Source organism: Butyrivibrio sp. AE2015, assembly GCF_000420825.1.
Classification (GTDB): domain Bacteria; phylum Bacillota; class Clostridia; order Lachnospirales; family Lachnospiraceae; genus Butyrivibrio.
In genome coordinates this window covers 127,053-151,247 of the sequence record NZ_ATVR01000003.1, presented here as the reverse complement: position 1 = coordinate 151,247, position 24,195 = coordinate 127,053, and the positions used below count along the sequence as shown (strand labels likewise).

Here is a 24,195-nt window from a genome sequence, read left to right as displayed (position 1 = left end):
AAGCTTCTTTTATTCTTCACTTAGTCCTTCGTTACCTTGCATCATTATTTTCTTCCCTTCAATAAAACCTACATTCATAAACAAATCTATCCCAGATAAATGGCTTATAAATTCATTACTTCGTTTCTGCTCATATACTGGATGCTCATAATCGTTATAATACACTTTAATTCGCTCATTATTGAAATCAGATAAATTAAGATAATCTCTGCCAAATGGACCTGCAATATAAGCATCAGCATTTGTCTTTTTGCATATATCCAATATAAGATCCGACTTTAGTCCCTCAACATTTAATTTCGAAGAGAGAACAATATCGCACTTAATTTCGAGTTTATCGAAAAGTTTTTCAATAATAGCAATATTTATGTCACTGAAATGATCTGTCTCAATGCCTATGCTTTCTTCAATCAAAGGATATACTTCATTAAAATATGGATACTTACTATAACTCATTTGAATTGTTCTCAAATATTTTTCGCGCCATTTTTTGTCGACGTTCGAAATAAGGGTTTCGGCAATTGAAGCATTCATATGCCCTGACAAGCTTACTGGTATTCCTATCCATTGAACGCCATTTGTTCCTAGTATTCTATTCCTATTTTGAAAATAATTCTTTTCAAACTGTACACTATCAAGAATTACAAACAAATCTGCTTTAGCTGCTTTATTCAAAAATCCAAGCCAAGGTAAATGCTCTGGTTGATGTATAGTAATAATCACAATAACATATCCTCCGAAAAACTCATTTCTAATCGTAATATTTCAAAAGCCTCAGCAAATTTCTTTCCCATCTCATATCCTCTAAATCCACATCTAGCATTAACCCCCTCTATCCAATCTTCTTTACCAAATTTATGATATTCAGTCTTATGGGCCCTTAGCGCATCTAGTTTTTGATTGATTGTGTCCTCAATTGGGATATATAGCTGAGGTCTAAACGCAACATATGATCTTCCAGATGGAGATATCGGCTCATAGAAAAAAATGGTATTTTTTCTTCTTGCTGCTGCTATAGTAGCATTACTTACACCAACATGTGCTTGATGGGTATCAAATGGATGATGCGTAAAAATAATGTCTGGATTATATTGGCTTATGCACACATCTATAGCATTGACTACACTTGAATGAAATGGAATATCTTTAGTTTCAAAATCAAGTATTTCAATATCTCTAACTCCCAGAATATTAAGTGCTTCCGTTCCCTCTTTTACTGCTGATTCATCAGTTCTCTGAACTGCTCCATCTTTATTAGTATATCCGGACTTGCTCATAATTAGTGTTTTTACATCATGACCATTTTTGAGCGCCTTTGCTAATGTGCCGCCACATGCAATTTCAATATCATCTAAATGGGCTCCAACTGCTAATATCTTCATTCTTACTCTCCTCTTAAAATAATTATCGAACCTGTTTTCTAATTCTCATAATCAAAGCTCTGAAGTATGCTTTTTTACTCATCAATAAAGCAAACCTATATCTATTCCCATAAAAATAATTCTTTTCCACACCGTTTTCAAAAAGAGAACGTATGACATCATTATTTGCCATATCCTTAAAATATTTTACAATCTGCAATATTCGCTTCTTACCATAGTAATAGAATGTACACCCTATGCAATCACTCATTACAATATTAAAAGCTGCATTGTAAATCATCCTATTATATTTCTCTGAGTTTTCATCATGTAGCTTATCCTCAATAAGCTTCAAACTACTTGCTATATAGTTAGCCGTATGTTTAATGCTTTCTTTATCATACGTATGTGTAATAGATGTCTTTCTTTTTACGCATTGATAACCAAATGACGAATTATCCACATAAAAATTTCGGCAATATTTCATGTATGAAAGAGTTAGATTCAAATCCTCAGCTCTTATAACATCATTATTCACTTCTTTAATAGCTTCTTTTAAGTACTCTGTAATATATATTTTATTGTCATCGTAAATGAAACCTAATTTCTCGCCGTTATTATCAAGATATTTATCGTAGTCTTCTACAGAATATATACCTTCTTGTATACTACTTTTCCCTATCCCATCGAAGGTTCCGTCAAAATTAATTGAGGTATAACCAATAACAACCATTTCAACATTATTCTCTCTCATGTGAGGCAATACTTTTTCGTAGTAATCACTTAATATGTAATCATCACCATCAATGAAATTAGTCCACTTTCCAGTAGCTATTTCTACCCCGGCCTTTCTGGCACTAACAAGCCCTCCATTCTCCTTATGTATAACTTTAATTCTGTTATCTTCCCTTGCATATCTATCACATAGCTCACCAGATCCATCCGTAGAGCCATCATCAACTAATATCACCTCTATATTGGCGTAACTAGATGAAATAATACCCTGAATACATGCATCCAAATACTCTACTACATTATAGATAGGAACTATAACACTCAACAATTCTTCTCCCATTTTACCTCTTTCTATGTTTTGATACATGAAAATAATTATTGATAATTCTATTTCACTTCATATTTACTATTTCTATCAATATTTTACTCAATAAACATTTTTTCCAAATCATTAACTTTATCTGAAATCTGCATTCTCATTCTGGCGTAATTCACGCCTTCACATGATAGCTTGTTATACAGTTTCTCATCAGTTGATAATCTATCTATCTCTCTTGCCATAGCACGCTTATCATTAACTTTTACTACAAGACCACCTGGAAGATACTTTACAACACCAACATCAGTTGCAACAAACGGTATCCCTGCTGCCATTGCTTCTATTACCGAAACAGGAAACATTTCAAATGTGCTACCAAGTAAATAAATACCTGCGTTTTTTACGATTGCTGAAATGCTGCTTCTAGGCACTTTATTAGCCAAAATTATAACTCGTTTTCTATCTCCCTTTTCGATTGCCTTTTGTTGAAGTTGCTCATCTAAATTCCTCAGCTTTTCCACATATTCATTTTCTTCCGACCCTATAAGAACTAAATCCTTTTGCGTATTACTCATATAATAAGATCGAATAAGCATTTCTTGATTTTTTCTTGCGTCAAAATTATTTACACACAATAAATATCCGCAAGATAAATCATATTTGCCAAGCACTTCTACATTGTCATTTTCAGTAAAGAAATCATCATCAGCAGCATTTTCTATAATACATGTTTTTAGGCCGAGTATTCTTTCAAAAATAACATTCCCTTCGTCATTTGCATGTAATTGTGTTATGGCATCATATTTTTTAAAATATTTCTTATTATCTAAAAAATATTTCCCCCAAATTATATTATGATATATTTTCGCCACAATACTTCGCAAATTTGACCAATCGGAACTGTTCCATCTAAAGCTATATGTGCCATGTGTATATAATATTTTTTTGTAGCACTTGATGCTTTGCAATTCTTTTAATAATAAATCTGTAGTCGGAGTCTGAATGCACACATTTATCAATACATCATCGCTCTTCACATTATTTTTAATATACTCAACATATTTATCGAGTCTATTCTTTTCAACCACCCTATGTACTAAAACATTTTCACACAGCTCTGTTTCTTTCAGCAATTCCGATTTATATGTTATTACTTCGACTTTATATCCTTTTTTAGATAATCCAGTTGCCAGATAATGATTTACAACAGATACTCCATCACTATATGGTGAATATGTATGTGTAGTAAAAACTACTCTTTTATAATTTATACCTCTATTATCTGCCAAAATAATTCTCCATCTCAATATATATAACTAAGTTCATCTATTATCCTAGAAACACTTCGTTTTGAATCATACATTTCATGCGCTTTTTCGAAAGAACACCTTGCTGCATTTGAAAACCATTCATCATCAGCAGTCAACAATCTATTTAGCTTATCAAGTGCATCGCCTAAATTGTCATATGAGAACACATATCCATTGTATCCTTCTTTTAGTACCTCTTTATAATTTCCTACCTTATCAGATATAAACAAGGGCAATCCACACCAAAGAGCCTCGATACAAGACAATGGATTTGGATCAGATAATGAAGGAAGTAAAAATATATCACTTGATAAATATAGGTTTACCATCTCCTTTTCATCTAAATATCCTAAAAGTGATACCGGTAAGTTTTCTTCAGCAATCCGCTTCTCTAACACATTTTTTAACTCGCCATCTCCAGCTATGGCAATATGTATATTTTCAGTATTTTTACACATAGTAAACAAAGTCAAAAATTCATCGATTCCTTTTACTCGGCTAAGCCTCGCAGGCATAAACATTACGCGCTTGTCTAAAGGAAGTTTATACTTTTCTCTAACTACTCTCCTATCCAACTGCCCATCTTTCAATGACTTAGAAAAAACAGCTTCATTAATCAAGTTCGGGACAAAAATCCCTTTTGCACCCGAACCCGCATACTTTTTTACAAAATCATACGACAGTTCACCTGCATAGAAAAAGAAATCAAATTTCTCATAAATCATCTTTCTAAGTATTGTTAGGATAAATGCCACTATGTAATTGTTATCACGTTTCTGGCCAATGTGCGATTCACTCCAAAAAGCACACTCATATCCCAACTTACGTTTATTCAAAGCAAGAGTCCATATCCCCGGGCACAGATAACTTCCAGAACATATCATTATATCTGGATCATATGATTTAATTATTTCTTTTAAATGCAAATTAAAATGAATATATGCATGCTTAATTACTAATGTTTTTCCACTCAACAATTGGGTATATGAGGCTTTATAATCATCATAACTCCATTGTCTATCTGGTTCAGTAGCTGCCATAACAAACACTTTAAAATCAATATTTCTTTTTCTACATTCGTCGTTTAACAAATCAAAAAAGAATTTTCTATATGGAGTTAAAATATTAGTGTACAATGCTATTTTTTTCGAATACACCTTTTCATTCTCTTGATTATTCATATATAGTACTCTCAATACCTCTAATATCTAAATATCCATGGATTCCTTCAATGTCCAATCCATGATGATACTTTTTAGTCTATCAGTCACTTCATGCCCATCTTTTTTTAATCTTATATATCCATTTTCTGCAATAACTTTACGCTCGTCTTCATGTTTTATAAAGTAGTTAATTTTTTCTACAAATTCTTCTGCATTATTAAACAAAACAGCTTCCTCACCATTTTTAAACATAGCTGCTATATCTTCTGTGTAAGGAGCTACCATCATTGTTTTAACTGCAGGTATTTCAAAACATCGCCTGGTATATGTATCTTTATTAAGAGAAGACAAAAATACTATTGCAATTTTAGTCTTGTTTAAAATTTCGTTGTATTTATTAAGAGTATCAGCTAAAAAAACGAGATTCTCACGAGCACCACATACACCCTTCCAAACTTCAGGCACACCTACTTGAATTCCTTTTTCAAGCAATTTATAAATATAATCTAGTCTTCCATCATCTTCATAATGCCCAACAAAGCATACATCAGGTACATTTATTTTTATATCATCATCATTTACATAATAATTCTTATTGGCAATATAATAGCTCATCAAAAGCTTTGCATTCTTTGCCCCATATTTTAAATAATCACTAATATTGCTTTTTCGATATGCATAAGCGATATCACTAAACTTAATAGATTTAATGAAATGCCTATAACGATATTTTTTAGCACCTTCCGAAAACGGATTATCATTATGATATATTGCTATATATGCACCTTGTTTTTTTAGTTTTTTAACTGTTCTTGGATAGATTAACTCAGCACTATACAAAAATATAATGTCATATTTTTTTAATTCATAACGCTTAAGCAGCTCGTAATTTATCTTATTAACATCAGGGCCTACACAAAAATGATACTCTGCTCTTTTAAAGTAATTGCTATTAGGAATAGATTTAATATTCATATTCCCATATTCCAATAGATCAGCCTCAACATCATCCATATCGCAGGCCGCCTTAAAAAAGGCTTTTGAGTACATATCGTAAGAGCCATCACCTACAAATAATATTTTCATTTTCCATCCCTTAAAAAACCTATTATTCAAAAGCCCTTCCAAATGCATAATCTCGACGTTCACTTACTTTTATTTTTTTCATCATTCGCATCCATCTCAATATTTCAGGAGTTTTTTCACCAAATGGTCCACACCCGTGAGCCATCTGAACCACCCATATTCCACCATCTATAATGTTGGCTTCAATTAACACAGGCTCACCTGTTTCATTAATTGTAAAATCCCAGTTAACAACTCCGATTTCAGGCATCAATTGATGTACTCTCTTGGCAATAGTCAACACTTTAGGAAAATCAGGTATCTTATAGTTTATAAATTTCACATTTGTATTTGGATGCTCCCTATACACTTCCCTAAACTCTGTAAAAGCCTGCTCATGCAAACTGCCATTATCATCAATGGCAACAAAAATTCCTCCCGCATGAGCATTATCTAAATATCCTCCGCCACTTCCTATTCGCATAATACTCGGTGTTGTATAAACATTGTCTTTCCACCTGTATGTAATAACTCTAAATGTATTAACACTTTGCGAATAAATCTTCTCTATTGAACTGTGACACTTTAATAATTCTTGGATAAGAAAATCATTACCTAATTCGTTAAGAATTGTATAAATGGAATCTCCACTATACTCATCTACTCCATTTTTAATGAACAGTTTCCTGCATCCTTTACCGCTACCTGTCAAAATAGTTGGTTTGCAAAAAACATCTCCTATGTTATTTAATATAGAAATAGCCTCTGGCAATGTTAATTGTTGATATTTCCCATCCATAATAATACCATTTGATGCTTGAATAATTACTGATGGCGTTAACACTCCTATTTGTTTTGCCAGTAAGGGAGTGATATTCTTATCTTCCAGCACTCTATTATATGCTTTATCAAGATTCATAAAGTGCTCAAATTCCGGTCCATAAAGTAATTCAGGAAAATAGCAAGCGTCAAATCTATTTGTAAAAGCTGTATAATGTCTATGCCAAACATATGGTATTTTTTCACCATAATTATCCCTATAAATGGTATCTATTTCATTTTTCTGTTCATCCGTTAATACAACTTTTGAAAAGATATCGCTTCTTCTTTTATCTTTAAATTTTGTAATTTGAAGTTTTCTCTTCCATGCGATATCAAGTTTGTCTTCAACATTATATAATTCATTAATTATATTTCTACGCCATCCCATTTTTACCTCCACACGGCAAATCAATCAGATTCCCAAGTTTTCTTTCAAATTCAGGCGGAGTATATGGTAACATCCCCCCAGAATCATAGAATGTCAATTCACCAAAGTATAGTTTCCCTTCCACCTCGTACCAATCCACTCGCAGTTCGGGTATTCCTTTTGATAATAATTCAGACAGCCTCACCATCTTTTCAAGATTGCGCGGTTTTGTCACAGGTATTCCACTTGTCACTTCATTTTTTTGACTGTAAGACGTCAAATTCCAATCTGTATCATAAATATCCTGAGTAAAATTATTAGTATGCCTTCCTTGCAAAAATTCAATATATTCAGCCTTTCCATTGAAGCAAAGCACTTTATAATCTACCGGAGTTCCAGCACTGATCAATTTTTCTGCTATTATTCTATGTGGTACTTTTTCATAAACTGTTTCTCTGCTCCGAAGCCAATAATCATCATTCAATCGAGTATTTATTCTATCTTTTAATTCTTTGTGATTTATTTCTTTTTTGTTTTTTATAATGAATATTCCGCCAGAATCATGCGTTGTCTTTAAAACGAATTGTTGTGGCAAATCATCAAAACAAATATCATCATACCTATCCCATACACCGTATGAAGGTATAATATAATCTTCCCCAATAATATTGGATACATATTTCTTGGCTTCTGCCTTATCCACCATTTTTGCATATTCAGGCCTTCGATCAAATACTTTTAACCATTGAAGCTTCTCTGTATAATTCTTTGGATTGTTCCAATTCAGTTCGTAACCATTAAGTCCTCTCCACAGTTTAGACAAATATTCAATATCACTCATTTCCGTATGGTAGTTTCCTTTTGAGATGCTATGTATAAATCTAGCATCCGAATTGATTACATACTTAATTCCTTTTTTTAGATAATACAAAATCCGCATAAACATATTCCTATTATAGATTATTATTTATAATTAGTGAGACCAATACTTTTATCGAATGATCAACAGCCACGCTATCATCCCGTTCGATAGTCTCCGCACAGCCCCCGGTATTATATGTAATAACAGGTATACCGCATGCTTCAGCCTCCATATTAACTGTCGGGAATGTATCTTCATAAGTTGGATTAACAAAGACATCCGCTGCAGAATAAGCTTTAATTAACTCATTAACGTTAGAAGTTCTTGGCATTCCAAGAATCCTTGGAGCTTCAGCTTTCAAACTTTCTATTTGCTTTTCATTCAAGCCTATGAGCACTATCTTATATCTGTCTTCCGGCAATAATTTTGAGAGTTCTACAAAATCTTTAAGTCCTTTTCTGTCATTCCAGGTACTTGCAACCCCAAGAATCATCTTTTTATCTTGTATGCCATGATCCTGCTTAAAAGTACTGGGCACAGGCTTGAATACGTTTGTATCTATAGTGTTATAGACAACTTCCACAGGATATTCAGAAAGAAAACTCTTTTTCACGAGATTCTTAAGCCAGCTTGAAGGCGTGATAAGTGTCATGTTCTTCACGCCGGCAAAAGCATGCTTCTTCCTGTTATAGTTATCATAACTATTATCAACCTTACTCTTTGGATACTGGTCAAGTTGAGGACAGTTCTCGCAGCCTTTTTCCCACTTATCGCATTTTACGTATTCAAAGTGGGAGCAATGTCCGGTAAATGACCAGCAATCGTGAAGAGTCCATTTCACTTCCATCTGAGGCCTTGACTTAATCCAATCAAATAGCAGCTCATAATTGATATAATAGTCATGAATGTTATGAAGCCATAAAACTTCAGGATTAAACTCTTCTGCCCATTTCAGAAACTTCTTTGTCGCACTCTTGGATGCTAATCCATGTTTATCCGTCAACCTAGTATACAATACATGGAAATAGACGTCCATATCGCCACCGATACGCACGCCATACTTTCTTCCATCCGCAGAATCATTGGATTTTCTACCATATGCTATCTTTACTTCATATCCGTTTTTTTCATATTCTTTGGCTAAATCTAGGACAATACGCCCTGTAGAGCCAAAGCCTAAAACAGAATTTATCAGTAATAATTTCATGGTTTTCTCCAAACCATTTTATCCACAACCCTTGTATAGCTCTGAATTATCTTAACCACCTTATCTGATACGTTTTCATCCATATAATCAGGAGTTGGGACGCCGTTGTCAGCGTTGTTGTTCATCTCAACTGCCACATCAACCGCCTGCAAAAGAGACTCTGTGTTAATTCCAGCAAGAATGAAGTTGCCTTTATCAAGGGCTTCCGGCCTCTCTGTCGATGTTCTAATACAAACTGCAGGAAATGGCTTTCCTATAGACAGATAGAAACTACTCTCTTCCGGAAGTGTCCCGCTATCAGATACTACGCAATACGCATTCATCTGAAGGCTGTTGTAATCATGGAAGCCTAAAGGCTCATGCTGTATAACTCGTCTGTCGAGTTTAAAACCGCTTTCTTCCAATCTCTTTTTGCTACGAGGATGACATGAATATAGGATTGGCATATCATACTTTTCTGCCATCTTATTTATTGCTGTGAAAAGTGATGTAAAGTTCTCGGCTGTATCAATATTTTCTTCCCTGTGCGCAGATAGTAGGATGTATTTACCAGGCTTTATCTCTATTCCGGTTTCTTTAGATATTCTATCATGGACATCGCTTGCTTCTATTTTAGACAGATTTGCACGAAGTACTTCTGCCATCGGGGATCCGGTAACATAGGTTCTCTCTTTTGGAAGTCCGCAATCCGCCAGATATCTTCTTGCATGTTCTGAATATGCCAGGTTCACATCGGAGATAATATCCACAATTCTTCTGTTAGTTTCTTCAGGAAGGCACTCATCTTTACATCTGTTGCCTGCTTCCATGTGGAAAATAGGAATATGAAGTCTCTTTGCGCCTATTACCGAAAGACAGCTGTTGGTATCGCCAAGTACCAAAACAGCATCAGGCTTTATCTCTACCATGAGCTTGTATGATGCAGCTATAATGTTGCCCATAGTCTCGCCAAGGTCACTTCCAACTGCATCAAGATATACTTCAGGATCATCAAGTTCTAAATCTTTGAAGAAAACACCATTCAAATTGTAATCGTAGTTCTGTCCTGTATGCGCAAGTATTACGTCAAAATATTTGCGGCACTTCTTTATTACCTCTGAAAGCCTGATAATCTCGGGACGAGTTCCTACAATTATCAATAATTTCAACTTTCCGTTATCCTTAAATCCTATATTCGCCATTTTATTCACGTTCTCCATTTTGCCTTTTATCCTAAATACTCTTCAAACTCATCCATGAGCTTTTTCTTGGTAAAATGCTCATCAAAATACTTTCGTGATTTCAAACCACACAGTTTCCTATAAGCATGTTTATGATTATCATTTGCTATGATTGTACTTATTGCCTTTGCAAGCCCTTCATGATCTCCAATGCCAACACACACTCCGCATTCTGCTTCCGTAACAACTCGCTCTGTTTCGCCCTTTGCAGCGGCGATTATTGGCATACCGCAGGCCATATAGGACTGGAGCTTAGCAGGAATAGTCCAGGTAAAAAGTTCTGTATCCATGAAAGAAATAAATGCAGCATCGCACAGTCCTAAATAATAAGGGATTCTCTCCGCAGGCTGCCTGTCGATCATAATAAACTTATCTCGCACTCCAGACTCATCTATTTCCTGCAGAAACTTAGCTTTATATCTTCCATCACCAATTATAACAAATTTAACATTCTCTTCTTTAAGCAGTTTTGCAGCCTTGGGTAATATATCAAGTCCCTGAGCATAGCCTATGTTTCCTGTAAAAGCTATTTTAAATGAGTCATCCTCAGGTATTTCTCCCACGCTGATCTGTTCCCTTGCTTCTTCTTTTGAAACAGGCCTGTAAAATTCCTCCGCATACTGAGGCCAATAGTGCACCTTACTCTCAGGAACCGAGGCTTCCCTGTTTACAATTGCCTTCACAAAGCTTGGACTAGTTACAAATATCTCATCACATGCCTTGTATATCTTATCAACCATCCTATCTATAGGCTTGATTACAAGTGGGCTGTGAACGCCTGTAACTATCTCAACGTTTTCAGGCCACAGATCCTGAACATAGAGATAAAGAGGGACTCTATGCTTTTTAGCATATCTCACGCCAATCTTGCACTGGGTCATAGGTGATGTTTCAAACATAAAGACATAATCAGCTTTTACTCTTGTAAACAGATTCCAAAAGAAACCTGAAATAGGGAATGAAAAATAGTTTAGAGCAAGTCCTATTGGCGTCTTTCCTCTGGCTATCAGAGGTATTCTTATGACCTTAACACCGTTCCATATTTCTTTTCTCTTTTTAAACCATCCATATCCATCATAGAATCTGCCCTGTGGATAATTAGGTATTCCGGTCAGTACCGTTACGTCATAGCCTCTTTTTACCCATTCAGAGCATATATCATTTATTCTGAACTGCTCAGGATAAAAATACTGGCATATAACTAATATCTTCTTCATATGTTTCCTTTTTCCATAACCGCACGGGCATTACTTGTAACAACCTGCTCATAGAAAGTATCAGGGTGATTTTTATCGAAAATCTCATTAGCCCACATAACAGTAACAAGGTTCTCCGTCTTGGAGAGATTTATTATGTTGTGCGTATACCCAGGAAGCATCTGGATTGCTCTCATCTGCTCACCTGTCACTTCAAACTCAATAACAGGGTAAGCCTCCTCTGTCTCAGGATCCACGCCTATCCTTCTCATTTGGATAAGACCATGACCACTTACAACTATGAAGATTTCCCATTTTGAATTATGCCAGTGTTCGCCTCTCACAATCCCGGGTTTGGCAACATTTATACTGACCTGTCCACAGTTAAGAGTTCTTATGAGCTCAGTAAAATTGCCCCTGTTATCCACATTTGAATTTAGAGGAAAAGACATTTTTTCAGCAGGAAGATATGTAAGATATGTACTAAAAAGTTTTTTCTCAAAAGAGCCATCCGGAATCTCAGGCATAATAAGACTTCCCGGCATAGCTTTAAATTTCTCAAGATAACCTACGATTTCTCCCAGAGTTACATGGTAGCTTGTTGGAACAAAACAGTACTTGCCATTCTCAGCAGCTGTAGGTTCTGCACTGCCTTCTGCATAGTTACACCTGTGCTCTTTCCCTTCCATGGCATCAAACATCTCATTGATAAGATCATCAATATAAACAAGGTTGAGCTCTGTAGAAGGGTCATTAACCTTATATTCAAGGTCATTAGCGAAAGCATTACAAAAAGTGGCTACTGCCGAATTGTAATTGGGCTTACACCACTTTCCAAAAAGATTAGGGAATCTGTAAACAAGGACTTTTGCTCCAGTCTCTTTTGCATAGTCAAAAAACAGGTTCTCACCTGCAAGTTTGCTCTTCCCATATTCTGAATCTGCAAAACGTCCTGACAAGGTCGCCTGAACTGAACTTGAGAGCATAACAGGACATTTATTATCAAACTTTTTTAAGGTCTCAAGAAGTTTACTTGCAAAACCAAAATTACCTTCCATGAATTCCTCGGCATTTAAGGGCCGATTAACTCCTGCAAGGTTAAAAACAAAATCACATCTTGAGCAGGCATACTCCAGCTCTTCCTCTGAAGTTCCTATGTCATATCCATAAATCTCCGTGATGGTGATATTAGGTCTTGTCATGTTCTTACCATCACGGATTTCCTTCAGATTCCAAACCAGATTTCTGCCAACAAATCCATTACTTCCTGTAACAAGGATTCTCATTACTCCATAGCCTCCAACTGCTCTTTAACATAATCAGTTGTAAGAATCTTTTTTACTACTCCGTCCACGTCCAAAAGATTGGTGTTGTGGGATGTATAGCTCTCCTCAGCCTGTGTTGTCACCTGGCCATCGATGAAGTACTTATCATAGTTAAGATCTCTATTATCCGCAGATACTCTGAAGTACTGGCCCATATCTTCAGACCTTAATCTCTCTTCTCTTGTCATAAGAGTTTCGTAAAGCTTTTCACCATGTCTTGTTCCAATGATCTTGGTTCCTGTATCTCCAAAGAGTTTCTGAACTCCCTTCGCAAGATCTCCAATTGTGCTGGCATCAGCCTTCTGGATGAAAAGATCTCCCGGCCTTGCATTCTCAAAGGCAAACTTAACAAGATCTACTGCCTCATCAAGATTCATCAAAAATCTGGTCATATCAGGGTTAGTAATTGTAATAGGGTTACCAGCCTTGATCTGATCTATGAAAAGAGGAATAACTGATCCTCTACTGCACATAACGTTCCCATATCTGGTACAGCAGATAACTGTGTTGCCTCTTTCTGCTGCCACACGTGCATTAGCTCTTACGACGTGCTCCATCATTGCCTTTGATGTACCCATAGCATTAATAGGATACGCAGCCTTATCAGTGCTAAGGCATACTACTCTCTTAACTCCGGCCTCGATAGCTGCATGAAGGACATTGTTAGTTCCCTCAACATTTGTGTGAACAGCTTCCATTGGGAAAAACTCACATGAAGGAACCTGCTTAAGTGCTGCCGCATGGAAAATATAGTCAACTCCCGGCATAGCGTCATGAACTGACTGAATGTCTCTTACATTTCCAATATAGAACTTAACCTTTTTAGCATGATCTGGGTATTTTGCCTGAAGCTCATGCCTCATGTCATCCTGCTTTTTCTCATCTCTTGAAAAAATACGGATTTCACCGATATCAGTTGTCAAAAAGTGCTTTAACACTGTATTTCCAAAAGATCCTGTTCCACCTGTTATTAAAAGTGTTGCTCCACTAAACTCACTCATTTCTATCTCCAATCTCACTATCCGCGTTATGCATCTCTTCCTGTTTTTCCTCTGTAAAGCCTTCCGTGCTTTCTTTTTGCACAAGAATTTTAACAGTCTCAAAGAGTATTTGCAAATCGAGCAAAAGTGAATAATTTGTTATATAAAATATGTCCATCTTAAGCTTACTTAATGGGCTTGTATTGTACTTACCAAAAACCTGGGCAACACCTGTAAGGCCGCCCTTAACTTTAAGCCTGTAAGAAAACTCAGGAATATCGTTAGTGTACTTCCTCACATGTTCAACTCTCTCAGGACGTGGTCCGACAATCGACATATCCCCCTTCAAGATATTGATAAACTGTGGAAGTTCATCTATTCTGGTTGGTCTTATTACATGGCCAACCTTGGTAATCCTGTCGTCAGCCTCTCCAGCGGGGTGTGGTCTTCCGTCCTTTTCAGCATCCACAATCATGGACCTGAACTTCAAGATACTGAACTCTTTTCCTCCAATTGTAACTCTGTTCTGTCTAAAGAACACCGGTCCGCCATCCTCTAACTTAATAGCAATGGTGGTGATCAGAAAAATCGGGCTTGTAATGATTAGTGCGATAAGTGAAAAGAGAATATCAAAAAATCTTTTTACCGCAAGCTGAAAAACAGATATTCCATTATTCCTGCAAAGATAAAGAGGCGTATCAAAAAGGTTTATATCATCTGAGTTCTTTCCGATAATATCAGAAATCTTAGGAGTAAAATAGACTCTTTTACCAATCCTGAAGCACTCTTTCAATATAACGTTTTTCTGCTCGGAAGGAATATCGTTGATAAGAACCGCTTCATACTCATTTATCAGACTAAATATCTTATCTGTTCCTTCAGAGATATTTACTGTCTTGGCAACGTGATATTTATCAGGTCTGCCATTCATGAAATCCAGCGTCTCATTGGACTCATCACAATATATCTCCAATAATTGCTGCGGTTTAAAGAGTTTCCTGTATAGATCAACCATCGGTATTGTCAAAAGACACAGCACAAGGCTCTGCACCAGTGCAAGCAATAAATATCTCCATAAAAAATCCGGAAAGAATCTAAACTGTCCGGTAATTGCACAAGATGCAAATAGCTCAGTGGCATTGACACTAAAAAGAGTGAGGACCTGTGATGCCAAAAGATTGGCTTTCCTATCTACTCCTATTGTAAATGCCTTAAGTGCCTTGCCAATTAATATATACAACACCAAATATATGCCTGCTGCCATGGACAGGTTACCAAGTCCCAGCAAACTACCGGTTTGGTTATTTACTTTTACAAAGCTATACCATACATAAAAGAACATGCATGTCGCTAAAGTACAGAACAGTACCATGCATAGCCATCTATATATGTATCTATTTTGAATCATCATGTTACTCCCACTAATTCAAATTTATTTTCAGCAAATAAAAACTGTCTTGTAAAACTATCTCAGCTGTATTTTCATAGATCTTCTCAAAACATGTATATCCTTCTTTTACGTTTTCACACAGCCCTTCAATTCTTACTCCATAATACTCAATGCCATAGTCATGTACTAATTCTCCGCTATTAACTATTACATAACAATCAGCAATTCCAGGGAACATTTCCTCGACGGTTCTAATAAATTCTTCATAAGTCATGCCCTCTGATTTTTCTGGATTTCTGTCTACATAACTTGCTATTTTTCTATTAAATGGATTATAGATATTTCTATCAACGCTTACTTGAGCCACAACCGGAGAACAATACTCACTACTACTTATAAATACTACAGCATCCGTCGGTAATTCACTTATTGCATCTGCAATTTCTTTGCTTTGTGAATATGTATAGTTTTTTTTAAATTCACTAATACTCCAGCTATTTACACTATAAGCACTTAAAATCATCATTATTGCAATAAAAACAAAAAGAAAATGCTTATAGGATTCGATATATTCATAGCTCATTGTTATTGCTAAAAGAATAAACAAAAGCCATGAAACCAGCCTGAATTTTGATGCAAAATACACGAATGTATAAATATATACTTGCCATCCAATAGCTAAAAACAAAATAACTATAGTTTGGAAAAAACTTGGAGCTTTTTTTTGAAAAAGAAGAATCAATAGCACAATACTAATCGTAAAGACAATTAAATAGCCTTTTCCAAACAAGCTCTCTAAATCCGAACATCCTTCTCTGAACAATGCAAATAAAGCCTCTACTGGCTTGCACTCGCTTTCATTAACTACAGCATTTGTATATCTAAATTCCCATAGTAAAAAAACTCCACTAGAGAAAACCAGAACCATTCCTAGTATTCTGTTTATCACTTCAGTTACTTTTACTTCTCTATTCTTTATTTCTATGCATGTCTCAATAAACCACATTAGACCGCATGCAAAAACAAAACCGCCATAAATAGTTAAGGTCTGTAATAGAAGCGCTAGAAAAATCGCATATAACAATGGTTTTCTATTTCGGTCCTTATAAACGACAATGATGCATGTCATTAAAAGCGCCGCCAAGCTATAGCTTCTTGCAGGAACAACCAAACTATACAAATAAATTGGTGAAATTGCCACCAATGCCTTTATGCCAATAGAGTATTCAGTTTTCAGTAAAAATAAAGCTAGCGCTACAGTAATGAAAACAAGCGACAAAACCTTTAATGTCCAAGCCGGAAATCCCAGTTTAGCAAATGGCATAAGAACTACAAACCACAAAAAAGGGTGCCCTTCATATGATGTAACACTAAATAATGAATCCGCTCTCAAATAAGTATCTCTAGCAATAAGCCAAGCCTGAGTCTCGTCTCTCCACATCGTATGGTGAATTGCCGCGTATATATTTAATAGTGTTACTATTCCAAAAATCAACGCTATATAAAATTTTTCCTTATTTCTATATTTCATATATTTTCACTTGGTTCAGCCAAAGTCCAATAATTATTTCCTCAACAAATTTATGAACTCAGTCCTTTTATATTTGATCAGACTTACAACTACAGCAAGTACTACTCCATCAAGTACTCCCGTTCTCAGCACGGCTAAATTTTCATTAAGTTCCTTGTTAAGATTGATCTCAGACTCTGTATAATACGCCAGTCTGTCACCTGCTGCCAAAAGACTCACATCATATAACTGTGGCCACAGATAATAAATCAACACTCCTAACATAGGAAGTACAACAAATATAATAACACTAAACAGCGCATTATTCTCGAAATAGTTAATTATATTCCTGCAAAATGACACACACTTATCATATGCAGCATTTAAAGTTTTTAAACTATAATTCCACTTAATCAGTCTATACTCTTTTAGATCATACTTTAGATTTAACTCATTCAGGAATTCATACAGATACCTTCCTGTATAGATAAAAATCACATTCTTAAATGATGCATTAAACAAAAATGGATCCGACATACCAATAAACATAAAGGAGGCAAAAATGATAAGCGCACCTTTATCATTATCTTTAAGTATATGATTAAGCGTAAAAAACATCAAAAATATAATAACAATAAATGCTACTATTCCAAGCTGAAGGAATAGATACATAAACGCATTATCAAGATAATAGTTGCCATTTGGTGCAGGCGCAAATCTGCTTCCAAACAGTGTTATTTTCTCATTTTCAAGGTAGTATTTGGCGTACTCAACTCTGTGATTAAAAATTTTATCAGCGATTTCATATGCTTTTCCACTTACAACCATTGGAAGGATTATAGATACGCTTATTATCAATGTCATAACAGCATTTGATAAAACAGCAAAAACTTTGCCATCTATCCTTTTTACACCAAACATAACAAGTGTCAAAAAAGCCAAAAAGCTAATAGACAAAAGTCCTGTTACGCTCATGGTATATGCAAACAAATACACGTTTAAAAGCATGATGACAACCAGCGCAGAAATAAGAGTTTTGTAATCCCTGATTTTGTCTATCACCAATGCAATTCCAATCGCCATAAGAATGAATAATACTGTATGAGTTACATTAGATCCTGGCTGTCCCAGATATCTTCTGATAAACATTGTGTTTAAAAACTTACTTACAACATGGTACCCATCAGGAAGTATTCCCAGACATGTTATTCCTATCAGAACCAAGTAAACAAGACTTCCAACTAGCCAGGCCATCTTCATAACTTTTTTGCTGCCGACACCTTTGGCTCCGGTAACCATGAGCATAAATAATAGCAAACCTTTTTCACCTGATGACAGATATATTATTGCTCCGAGTCCTAAACAAGCTGCAGTAACTGCGTAATCCAACATTGACAATTTTGTTGTCAACATTTTTAGCAGATAAAATACTCCGCCCACAGCCAGGCAAGCATAAAAGGCAGGCTGTCCATCATACAAGCCTGCTACCTTTGCACCAAATATAATTAAAAAGAATAAGTAATAAAAATATGTCATTTTGTTTTTCCGTAAAAGTTAAAAACACTGAGTATATCCCTTATCTTACATTTCCATTCAGTGTATTCATAACTTATTCCACCAGTCCCACTTTTTCCGACTATACGCGGATAACAGGGGAAATTAGTTGATTCAAGCTTGTTATTTATAACAACATCTCTAAATACATGCTCAAGATAATATCCGCCATTATCATCCACTTTTTTGTATTTATCTAAAAAGAACTTCTTATATGTTTTCAAAGGCATAGCATAAAGCCTCGTATCAAATATATCTCTTCGATGAATATTAGGAATATTGAAATATATCCTATCCCTTTTTAGCTTTCTCAATATATCTGATATGTTATCGACCACTAGTCGCCCGGTTATCTTGACTATGTACTCGTCATCCGTTATATACCGGCTATTATCGATAACATATTTTATTATCTCGCCTTCTCCATATCCCTTACCATATTTAACTACTTTCTTACTATCAGCGGTATAACTAAGCAGTTCCAAACAAACATCATTAGCAGAAGCTATTTTCTTAAGTTCATTCAGTTTCTGCATATCATATCCGCTATTGTCACAGAATATTATAGTAGCATCTGGCTTCTGCTCAATTAAAGCTTTAAGAGCATCCACATACTGCCTTAATCTTTCAGATGAGTCGCGAATCGTCAACTGCCCAACGTTTGTATCTGGTGATATTGTCCCGGTAATGATAATAAGCATTTTTATTTCCTAACAATTATCTTTTTTAACATATTCCAATGTTTTCTTGGTAACTTATTATATGCAACATTTTTGATTAACAAATACACATCAAGAATACGGCGCTTAATAAAGCTCCCCCTAACTGCAAGAAGCTTATCCTGCCTCATCCTGTCATAAGCTTCATTCCTCGTTACTTCCGGGTAAGCTTTTATAGGATAAACCTCTTCGATTTCAGAAGCTGTCATCATTTCTTTAAATCGTTCAGTCTCATCTTTCCTCTGTGGATGATACGCTCCATCCATAAAGCCGTAACTTGTGACCAGGTTATTTTTTGGTACTATTCCAAATCTGTCTTTATCAAGCATATCATGCAGGAAAATATAATCCCAGGCAGTGGACTTCTTCTCATATGAAAGCTCAAAATACTCAATATATCTCTTTCTAAGTTCGCCAGAAAAATACAAGCTGTCAAATCTATTCTTTCTCTTATTCTCAGGCCAATTCTTAAGATCAAAATCGCAATTATTCCATCTGTCAGCCCATGTCGCAATCGCGCCATTCATAGGCGGTGTTTTAGAAAATGCATAACTTCCGGATATTTTACTGTCATTACCCACTGCATTATATCCGCCTATAAACTGAATCCTCTTATCCTCTTGATATCTATCAAGTAACTCCCTGCAATAATAGAAAAAGCTCTCAGTAGGAACAGCATCGTCTTCCAGAACTATTGCTCTCTCCTTCTCAGAAAAAACTTTATCTAAGCCTTCACGGATATTCCTGTCACATCCCTTATTAAACTCTGAAAAAAATATATTCTTTTCACAATCCCAATCGATAGCTTTTTTTATATATTCTCTTACTTCTAAAACTTTTTCATTCTCACCTTCAACAGAATTCCTTGCTCCATCAGCAAAGATATAGAGGCTAGTCGGCTTCACTTTAGCAATTACTTCCATAACCATTCTGGTGGGAATAATTCTCTTAAAAGTAAATAGAACTACAGGCACATCAAACCTATCCATTAAATCTCCTCTTAAAGCTAAAGTCATATCTCTGTAAGCTTTCTTATAACTCGAGCTTTTAAACCATTTCCTTCTGTAGATGTCAGAAATCTATAGCACCTTTTTTTCTCGCGCTGTATCTTTCCACCCCAACAGTCATCACATCTTCTAATAGCCTTATCTGATTCCTGACTACAAATGTTATAGATAAACTTACGATAATCTTTCAAAGGATCTTGCCTTTCATCAATATCCGTAAATATAGGTTCTCTCATCATACTATCGTATAAATCAGGATCATTATCCAATTCTTTTACTTTTTCTATAACTTCATCAAAACTTCTGTATTCATGACAATTGATAAAAGCCTTTGAATTAAACTCTTTTGCAACCAAAGGATTACCATAATAAATCGGAATAGTTCCGGCAGAAAATGCCTGAATTATTTTTTCTGTCGTATATCCCCTTGATACAGCATTTTCAAATGCTATAGAGAATTTATACTGCTTTTGAAATTCCCTCTTATCGTCAACAGGACCTCCAATATTATTGAGATGCCTGCCACCAGAATCAACCTGCTTGTACTTAGATAAATCAGCAAAAAAGCTGTCCCTTTCAGGTATTGCATTTCTACCATTGGAATATACAAAATTGCAAAACTTTTTATTATCGTCCCTTTTATAATCAATATGCCGCCTTATGGCCAATTTATAATCATCTAAATAAAAATTATAGAGAGGAACTCTCAAATACCTGTCTTCAAAGTTCATGTAGTTAAAGCCAACAGCATAGTCAATGCAATTAAAATCCGGAACAATATTTTCTCCTATGACCATGATTCTTGGACAATCATAATTCATATGCTCAGCCTTGTAATCCACTGAGCAAAACACGAAATCAGGGTCATCCGATATTTCAACATTCTCAAATAATTCATTGAGAACGCCCATTGTCTGCTCCCTGGCAAAAAACGAATCAACAAATTTTACTTTCATTACCAGCTTATCTCCATAACAGAATATTTAAGTACATCCTATGCACTTCAAACCATTAAGTCGTATACTACCAAAATATCGCTTTTGCCAGAAAATAGTATCCTGTTCTGCACTTTCTGCGATTTCAAAATAAATATAATCCAAAGGATGATCATAGCTCAAGTGAGCCCCCATGCCACTTGATGAATACATATCAAGTAAGAATGAATACGTGCCTTCTACAAAATTGGACACATCCATTTCCATGGTACATGTTCTTGTCTCCCCTTTTCTTGGACTACAAATAACATCTGATTGCACTGTTCCAACAATCTTTCCTTCTTCGTCTAATACTGTATAGTAGATTCTCAGATCATCTATATCGATATTGGATGTAAAGTTCACCTCAAAGACAACCTTTTCATCATTGCGATATGAAGGCGCAGTCTTATTTATGAATTCAAGGGAGTTCACATGAAGTGTTCTGCCATGATCAAGCGAAGGTCTCTTGGAATCTTTAAGGTCATAAAAACTCTTCATCTCCACAGCGCCCTGCTCCATGTAAACCTGTATTGCTTTTTCAACGTCACCATCAAATACTACTTTTCCATGATTAAGAACAATACATCTTGTACAGAGCTGTCTTATAGTTGTCATGTTATGACTTACATACAGAACCGTTTTACCCTCTGTATGCGCAGCATCATCCATTTTTCCAAGACATTTTTTCTGGAACTTAACATCACCAACAGCCAGAACTTCATCCATGACCATTATCTCAGCATCAAGATAAGCTGCCACAGCAAAGGCAAGCTTTACATACATACCTGAGGAGTATCTTTTAACAGGAGTGTCTATAAAATCACGGCACTCAGAGAAATCAATGATATCCTCAATCTTGGAGTCAACTTCTTTTTTTGTCATACCAAGAACCGCGCCATTCATGTAGATGTTTTCTCTACCGGTCAATTCCTTGTGAAATCCGGTGCCAACTTCAAGCATACTGGATACTCGGCCCTTAATCTTGATCAATCCTTCTGTTGGGGCAGTTACCTGGGAAAGAATCTTTAAAAGTGTTGATTTCCCGGCACCATTGTGTCCAATAATACCAACGGCTTCACCTTTGTGTATCTCAAGGTCTATCCCTTCAAGCGCATAAAACTCATCACCGTATTTACTTTTATCCAGCCCAATCTTCATATTGGGATCTTCCTTACCCCTTATACCGGCCCACCAGGACTGAAGCTCTGCTGAAAGGGTAGTTCCGCCTATTGTTCCAAGTCGATATTTTTTCTTTAAGTTTTCTATTTTTATAACTACTTCTGACATATATTTATCCTTATACTGTATCCATAAATGTTTTTTCTACTCTGTTAAAGAGAAGAATTCCTGCCATTAGTACAACTATCGTTGTTATCCAGCTGACTACCCAATAACTCACTTCAAAGTTTCCGCATCCCAAAACTGCATATCTGAAATTATTCATGATAGGTGTCATTGGATTAAGCATGATAACTTTGGCAAAAGCGCCTTTAACGATACTAAGATCATAGACAACAGGTGTGCCATACATCCAAAGAGTAACACCAAAACTTACGAGCACAGCCAGGTCTCTATACTTGGTAGTAAGGGATGATATTATTATCCCGGTACCAAGCCCCAATAGAGCCGTCTGAAAAACAAGAACCGGAACAAGCAGAAAATACCAGGATATGACAACATTCTGACCTGTAACACAGTAATAAATGTTAACTATAATAGAAACTGTAAATATAACCACAAAATTAATTAGTGAAAACAACACTGTTGCAATAGGCATTGTCAGACGCGGAAAATACACTTTACCAAAAATGTTCTCATTAGAAGTGAAAGTTGTAGATGTCTGTGTCAGACATGATGAAAAGTACTGCCATAAGGCTGTACTGCAAAGGTAAAATGCAAACTGTGGAACACCACTTGTTGAGAAACCAGCCATTGAACCGAACACCAAAGTAAACATAAGTGTCGTCAAAAGTGGATTAATAATAAACCATAAGGGTCCTAAAATTGTCTGTTTGTATTGAACTGAAAAATTCCTCTTAACAAATAAGAATATTAAATCTTTATATCTGAATAACTCTTTTATATTTATTTCAAACCATCCTGTTTTTGGTTTGATTATCTTTGTCCAATTTGATTCCATTACATTCTCTCTCTTATCTTTTTTATAACGATTCCTATCTGTGGGAATAGCATAAAACTATTATATACAACCTGTTTAAAAGAAAACACGTTACTGTTCAGCTGCATTGATTTTTTAAAATAATCATGCAACTCCTTTTTGATTCCTATAGGTTCATCAAAAAAGTCACAGGCGTTCTCATAAAAATCCATTATTTGATTACAAAGATTGTGAGCCTCTATATTCTGCTCATCATATAACCTTTTATCTTTAAAAAAGCCACATGAATTGCTCAAAGCATCTAATAGATCCCACATTCTCTTAGGTGAAAGCCTGGTCTTAGATATAGAATCGTTTCTGGTCACATAATAATACAACTTAGCACTGCTCTTTACAATTCTATTACACTTTGAGACCACATAAGGTATCGCCCACTGATCTTCATGTAATCTCCCCTTTTCAAATCTATAATCTGAAAAGATATCGCGTTTATATAATTTATTCCAAGCAGTTATGTCAGCAGTGTTAAACGAAGTAACAAGCTTGTAAACGTCCTTATCTTCTATGATTTCTATCTTACTTTCTGATTGAGCATCTTTAGCATCATCAGTGTCACTTACTTCCAAGAAATCGCAAACCGACATATCAGCATTATTATCAACTAATATATCATAGAGGTGTCCATACATATGCTCATCTATGTAGTCATCACTATCCACAAAGCCTATGTAATCGCCACTGGCAATGTCAAGTCCGGCATTTCTTGCATCTGACAATCCGCCATTTTCTTTGTGGATTACTTTTATTCTATTATCTTTTTGTGCATATTCATCACAAATTGCCCCACTGCTATCAGTAGAACCATCGTCCACCAAAATAATCTCTATATCTTTATATGTCTGACTTATAAGGGACTCTATGCACTTTCGTGCGTAGTTTTCAACATTATAAACAGGAACTATTATAGATATCATATGCGTTAACCAA

At 35.5% G+C, this 24,195-nt stretch carries 22 protein-coding genes; all 22 read right to left on the bottom strand.

Translation table 11 applies throughout. The features are described from left to right. Positions 1 to 9 precede the first annotated feature (9 nt). Positions 10 to 723: a WbqC family protein gene (locus G585_RS0102745; protein WP_022772806.1), complete on the bottom strand. Its 714-nt coding sequence runs from the start codon at positions 721 to 723 to the stop codon at positions 10 to 12. Further along, complete coding sequence (locus tag G585_RS0102740) at positions 720 to 1,382, bottom strand: PIG-L deacetylase family protein (RefSeq protein WP_022772804.1); 663 nt, start codon at positions 1,380 to 1,382, stop codon at positions 720 to 722. Before G585_RS0102740 ends, G585_RS0102745 begins: the two co-directional genes overlap by 4 nt. Positions 1,383 to 1,404: 22 nt before the next feature. Next, positions 1,405 to 2,436 (bottom strand): glycosyltransferase family 2 protein, encoded by a 1,032-nt coding sequence (locus G585_RS18685; protein ID WP_022772803.1) that lies wholly within the window; start codon positions 2,434 to 2,436, stop codon positions 1,405 to 1,407. An 83-nt stretch (positions 2,437 to 2,519) separates the two neighbouring features. Next, entirely contained in the window at positions 2,520 to 3,704 is a 1,185-nt protein-coding gene (locus tag G585_RS0102730) for a glycosyltransferase family 4 protein (protein WP_022772802.1), read from the bottom strand. 14 nt (positions 3,705 to 3,718) lie between these two features. Next, the gene (locus tag G585_RS0102725; protein WP_022772800.1) at positions 3,719 to 4,906 is read right to left on the bottom strand and encodes a glycosyltransferase family 4 protein; all 1,188 of its coding nucleotides are present in this window, start codon (positions 4,904 to 4,906) and stop codon (positions 3,719 to 3,721) included. Positions 4,907 to 4,933: 27 nt separating this feature from the next. Next, positions 4,934 to 5,974 carry a glycosyltransferase family protein gene (locus tag G585_RS0102720; RefSeq protein WP_022772799.1) on the bottom strand — a complete coding sequence of 347 codons (1,041 nt, stop codon included), beginning with the start codon at positions 5,972 to 5,974 and terminating at the stop codon, positions 4,934 to 4,936. Positions 5,975 to 5,996: 22 nt separating this feature from the next. Then, positions 5,997 to 7,163 (bottom strand): sugar-transfer associated ATP-grasp domain-containing protein, encoded by a 1,167-nt coding sequence (locus G585_RS0102715; protein ID WP_022772798.1) that lies wholly within the window; start codon positions 7,161 to 7,163, stop codon positions 5,997 to 5,999. Beyond that, entirely contained in the window at positions 7,150 to 7,983 is an 834-nt protein-coding gene (locus G585_RS0102710) for an ATP-grasp fold amidoligase family protein (protein ID WP_196802878.1), read from the bottom strand. The genes G585_RS0102715 and G585_RS0102710 overlap by 14 nt, the downstream gene beginning before the upstream one ends. 112 nt (positions 7,984 to 8,095) lie before the next feature. Next, the gene (locus G585_RS16900; protein WP_022772795.1) at positions 8,096 to 9,211 is read right to left on the bottom strand and encodes a glycosyltransferase; all 1,116 of its coding nucleotides are present in this window, start codon (positions 9,209 to 9,211) and stop codon (positions 8,096 to 8,098) included. Continuing rightward, positions 9,208 to 10,392, bottom strand: a complete 1,185-nt coding sequence (gene wecB, locus G585_RS0102700; protein WP_022772794.1) for a non-hydrolyzing UDP-N-acetylglucosamine 2-epimerase — start codon at positions 10,390 to 10,392, stop codon at positions 9,208 to 9,210. The genes G585_RS16900 and wecB overlap by 4 nt, the downstream gene beginning before the upstream one ends. A gap of 26 nt (positions 10,393 to 10,418) precedes the next feature. Continuing rightward, the gene (locus tag G585_RS0102695) at positions 10,419 to 11,648 is read right to left on the bottom strand and encodes a glycosyltransferase family 4 protein (RefSeq protein ID WP_022772792.1); all 1,230 of its coding nucleotides are present in this window, start codon (positions 11,646 to 11,648) and stop codon (positions 10,419 to 10,421) included. Then, positions 11,645 to 12,913: a polysaccharide biosynthesis C-terminal domain-containing protein gene (locus G585_RS0102690; protein ID WP_022772791.1), complete on the bottom strand. Its 1,269-nt coding sequence runs from the start codon at positions 12,911 to 12,913 to the stop codon at positions 11,645 to 11,647. The genes G585_RS0102695 and G585_RS0102690 overlap by 4 nt, the downstream gene beginning before the upstream one ends. After that, the gene (locus G585_RS0102685; RefSeq protein WP_022772790.1) at positions 12,913 to 13,953 is read right to left on the bottom strand and encodes a polysaccharide biosynthesis protein; all 1,041 of its coding nucleotides are present in this window, start codon (positions 13,951 to 13,953) and stop codon (positions 12,913 to 12,915) included. The genes G585_RS0102690 and G585_RS0102685 overlap by 1 nt, the downstream gene beginning before the upstream one ends. Next, on the bottom strand, positions 13,946 to 15,340 hold the full coding sequence (locus G585_RS16895) for a sugar transferase (protein ID WP_022772788.1): 1,395 nt from the start codon (positions 15,338 to 15,340) through the stop codon (positions 13,946 to 13,948). Before G585_RS16895 ends, G585_RS0102685 begins: the two co-directional genes overlap by 8 nt. A gap of 13 nt (positions 15,341 to 15,353) precedes the next feature. Beyond that, the gene (locus G585_RS0102675) at positions 15,354 to 16,853 is read right to left on the bottom strand and encodes a hypothetical protein (protein ID WP_022772787.1); all 1,500 of its coding nucleotides are present in this window, start codon (positions 16,851 to 16,853) and stop codon (positions 15,354 to 15,356) included. Between the two features lie 33 nt (positions 16,854 to 16,886). Beyond that, complete coding sequence (locus tag G585_RS0102670) at positions 16,887 to 18,368, bottom strand: hypothetical protein (protein WP_022772786.1); 1,482 nt, start codon at positions 18,366 to 18,368, stop codon at positions 16,887 to 16,889. Beyond that, positions 18,365 to 19,087 carry a hypothetical protein gene (locus tag G585_RS0102665; RefSeq protein WP_022772784.1) on the bottom strand — a complete coding sequence of 241 codons (723 nt, stop codon included), beginning with the start codon at positions 19,085 to 19,087 and terminating at the stop codon, positions 18,365 to 18,367. The genes G585_RS0102670 and G585_RS0102665 overlap by 4 nt, the downstream gene beginning before the upstream one ends. Before the next feature lie 2 nt (positions 19,088 to 19,089). Further along, positions 19,090 to 20,094, bottom strand: coding sequence for a hypothetical protein (locus G585_RS16890; protein WP_022772783.1), 1,005 nt, complete (start codon positions 20,092 to 20,094; stop codon positions 19,090 to 19,092). Between the two features lie 23 nt (positions 20,095 to 20,117). Continuing rightward, the gene (locus G585_RS16885) at positions 20,118 to 21,068 is read right to left on the bottom strand and encodes a glycosyltransferase family 10 domain-containing protein (protein ID WP_022772782.1); all 951 of its coding nucleotides are present in this window, start codon (positions 21,066 to 21,068) and stop codon (positions 20,118 to 20,120) included. Positions 21,069 to 21,095: 27 nt separating this feature from the next. After that, complete coding sequence (locus G585_RS0102650) at positions 21,096 to 22,376, bottom strand: ABC transporter ATP-binding protein (protein ID WP_022772780.1); 1,281 nt, start codon at positions 22,374 to 22,376, stop codon at positions 21,096 to 21,098. Between the two features lie 10 nt (positions 22,377 to 22,386). Continuing rightward, on the bottom strand, positions 22,387 to 23,229 hold the full coding sequence (locus G585_RS0102645) for an ABC transporter permease (RefSeq protein ID WP_022772779.1): 843 nt from the start codon (positions 23,227 to 23,229) through the stop codon (positions 22,387 to 22,389). Continuing rightward, positions 23,229 to 24,182 carry a glycosyltransferase family 2 protein gene (locus G585_RS16880; protein ID WP_022772777.1) on the bottom strand — a complete coding sequence of 318 codons (954 nt, stop codon included), beginning with the start codon at positions 24,180 to 24,182 and terminating at the stop codon, positions 23,229 to 23,231. The genes G585_RS0102645 and G585_RS16880 overlap by 1 nt, the downstream gene beginning before the upstream one ends. Positions 24,183 to 24,195 lie beyond the last annotated feature (13 nt).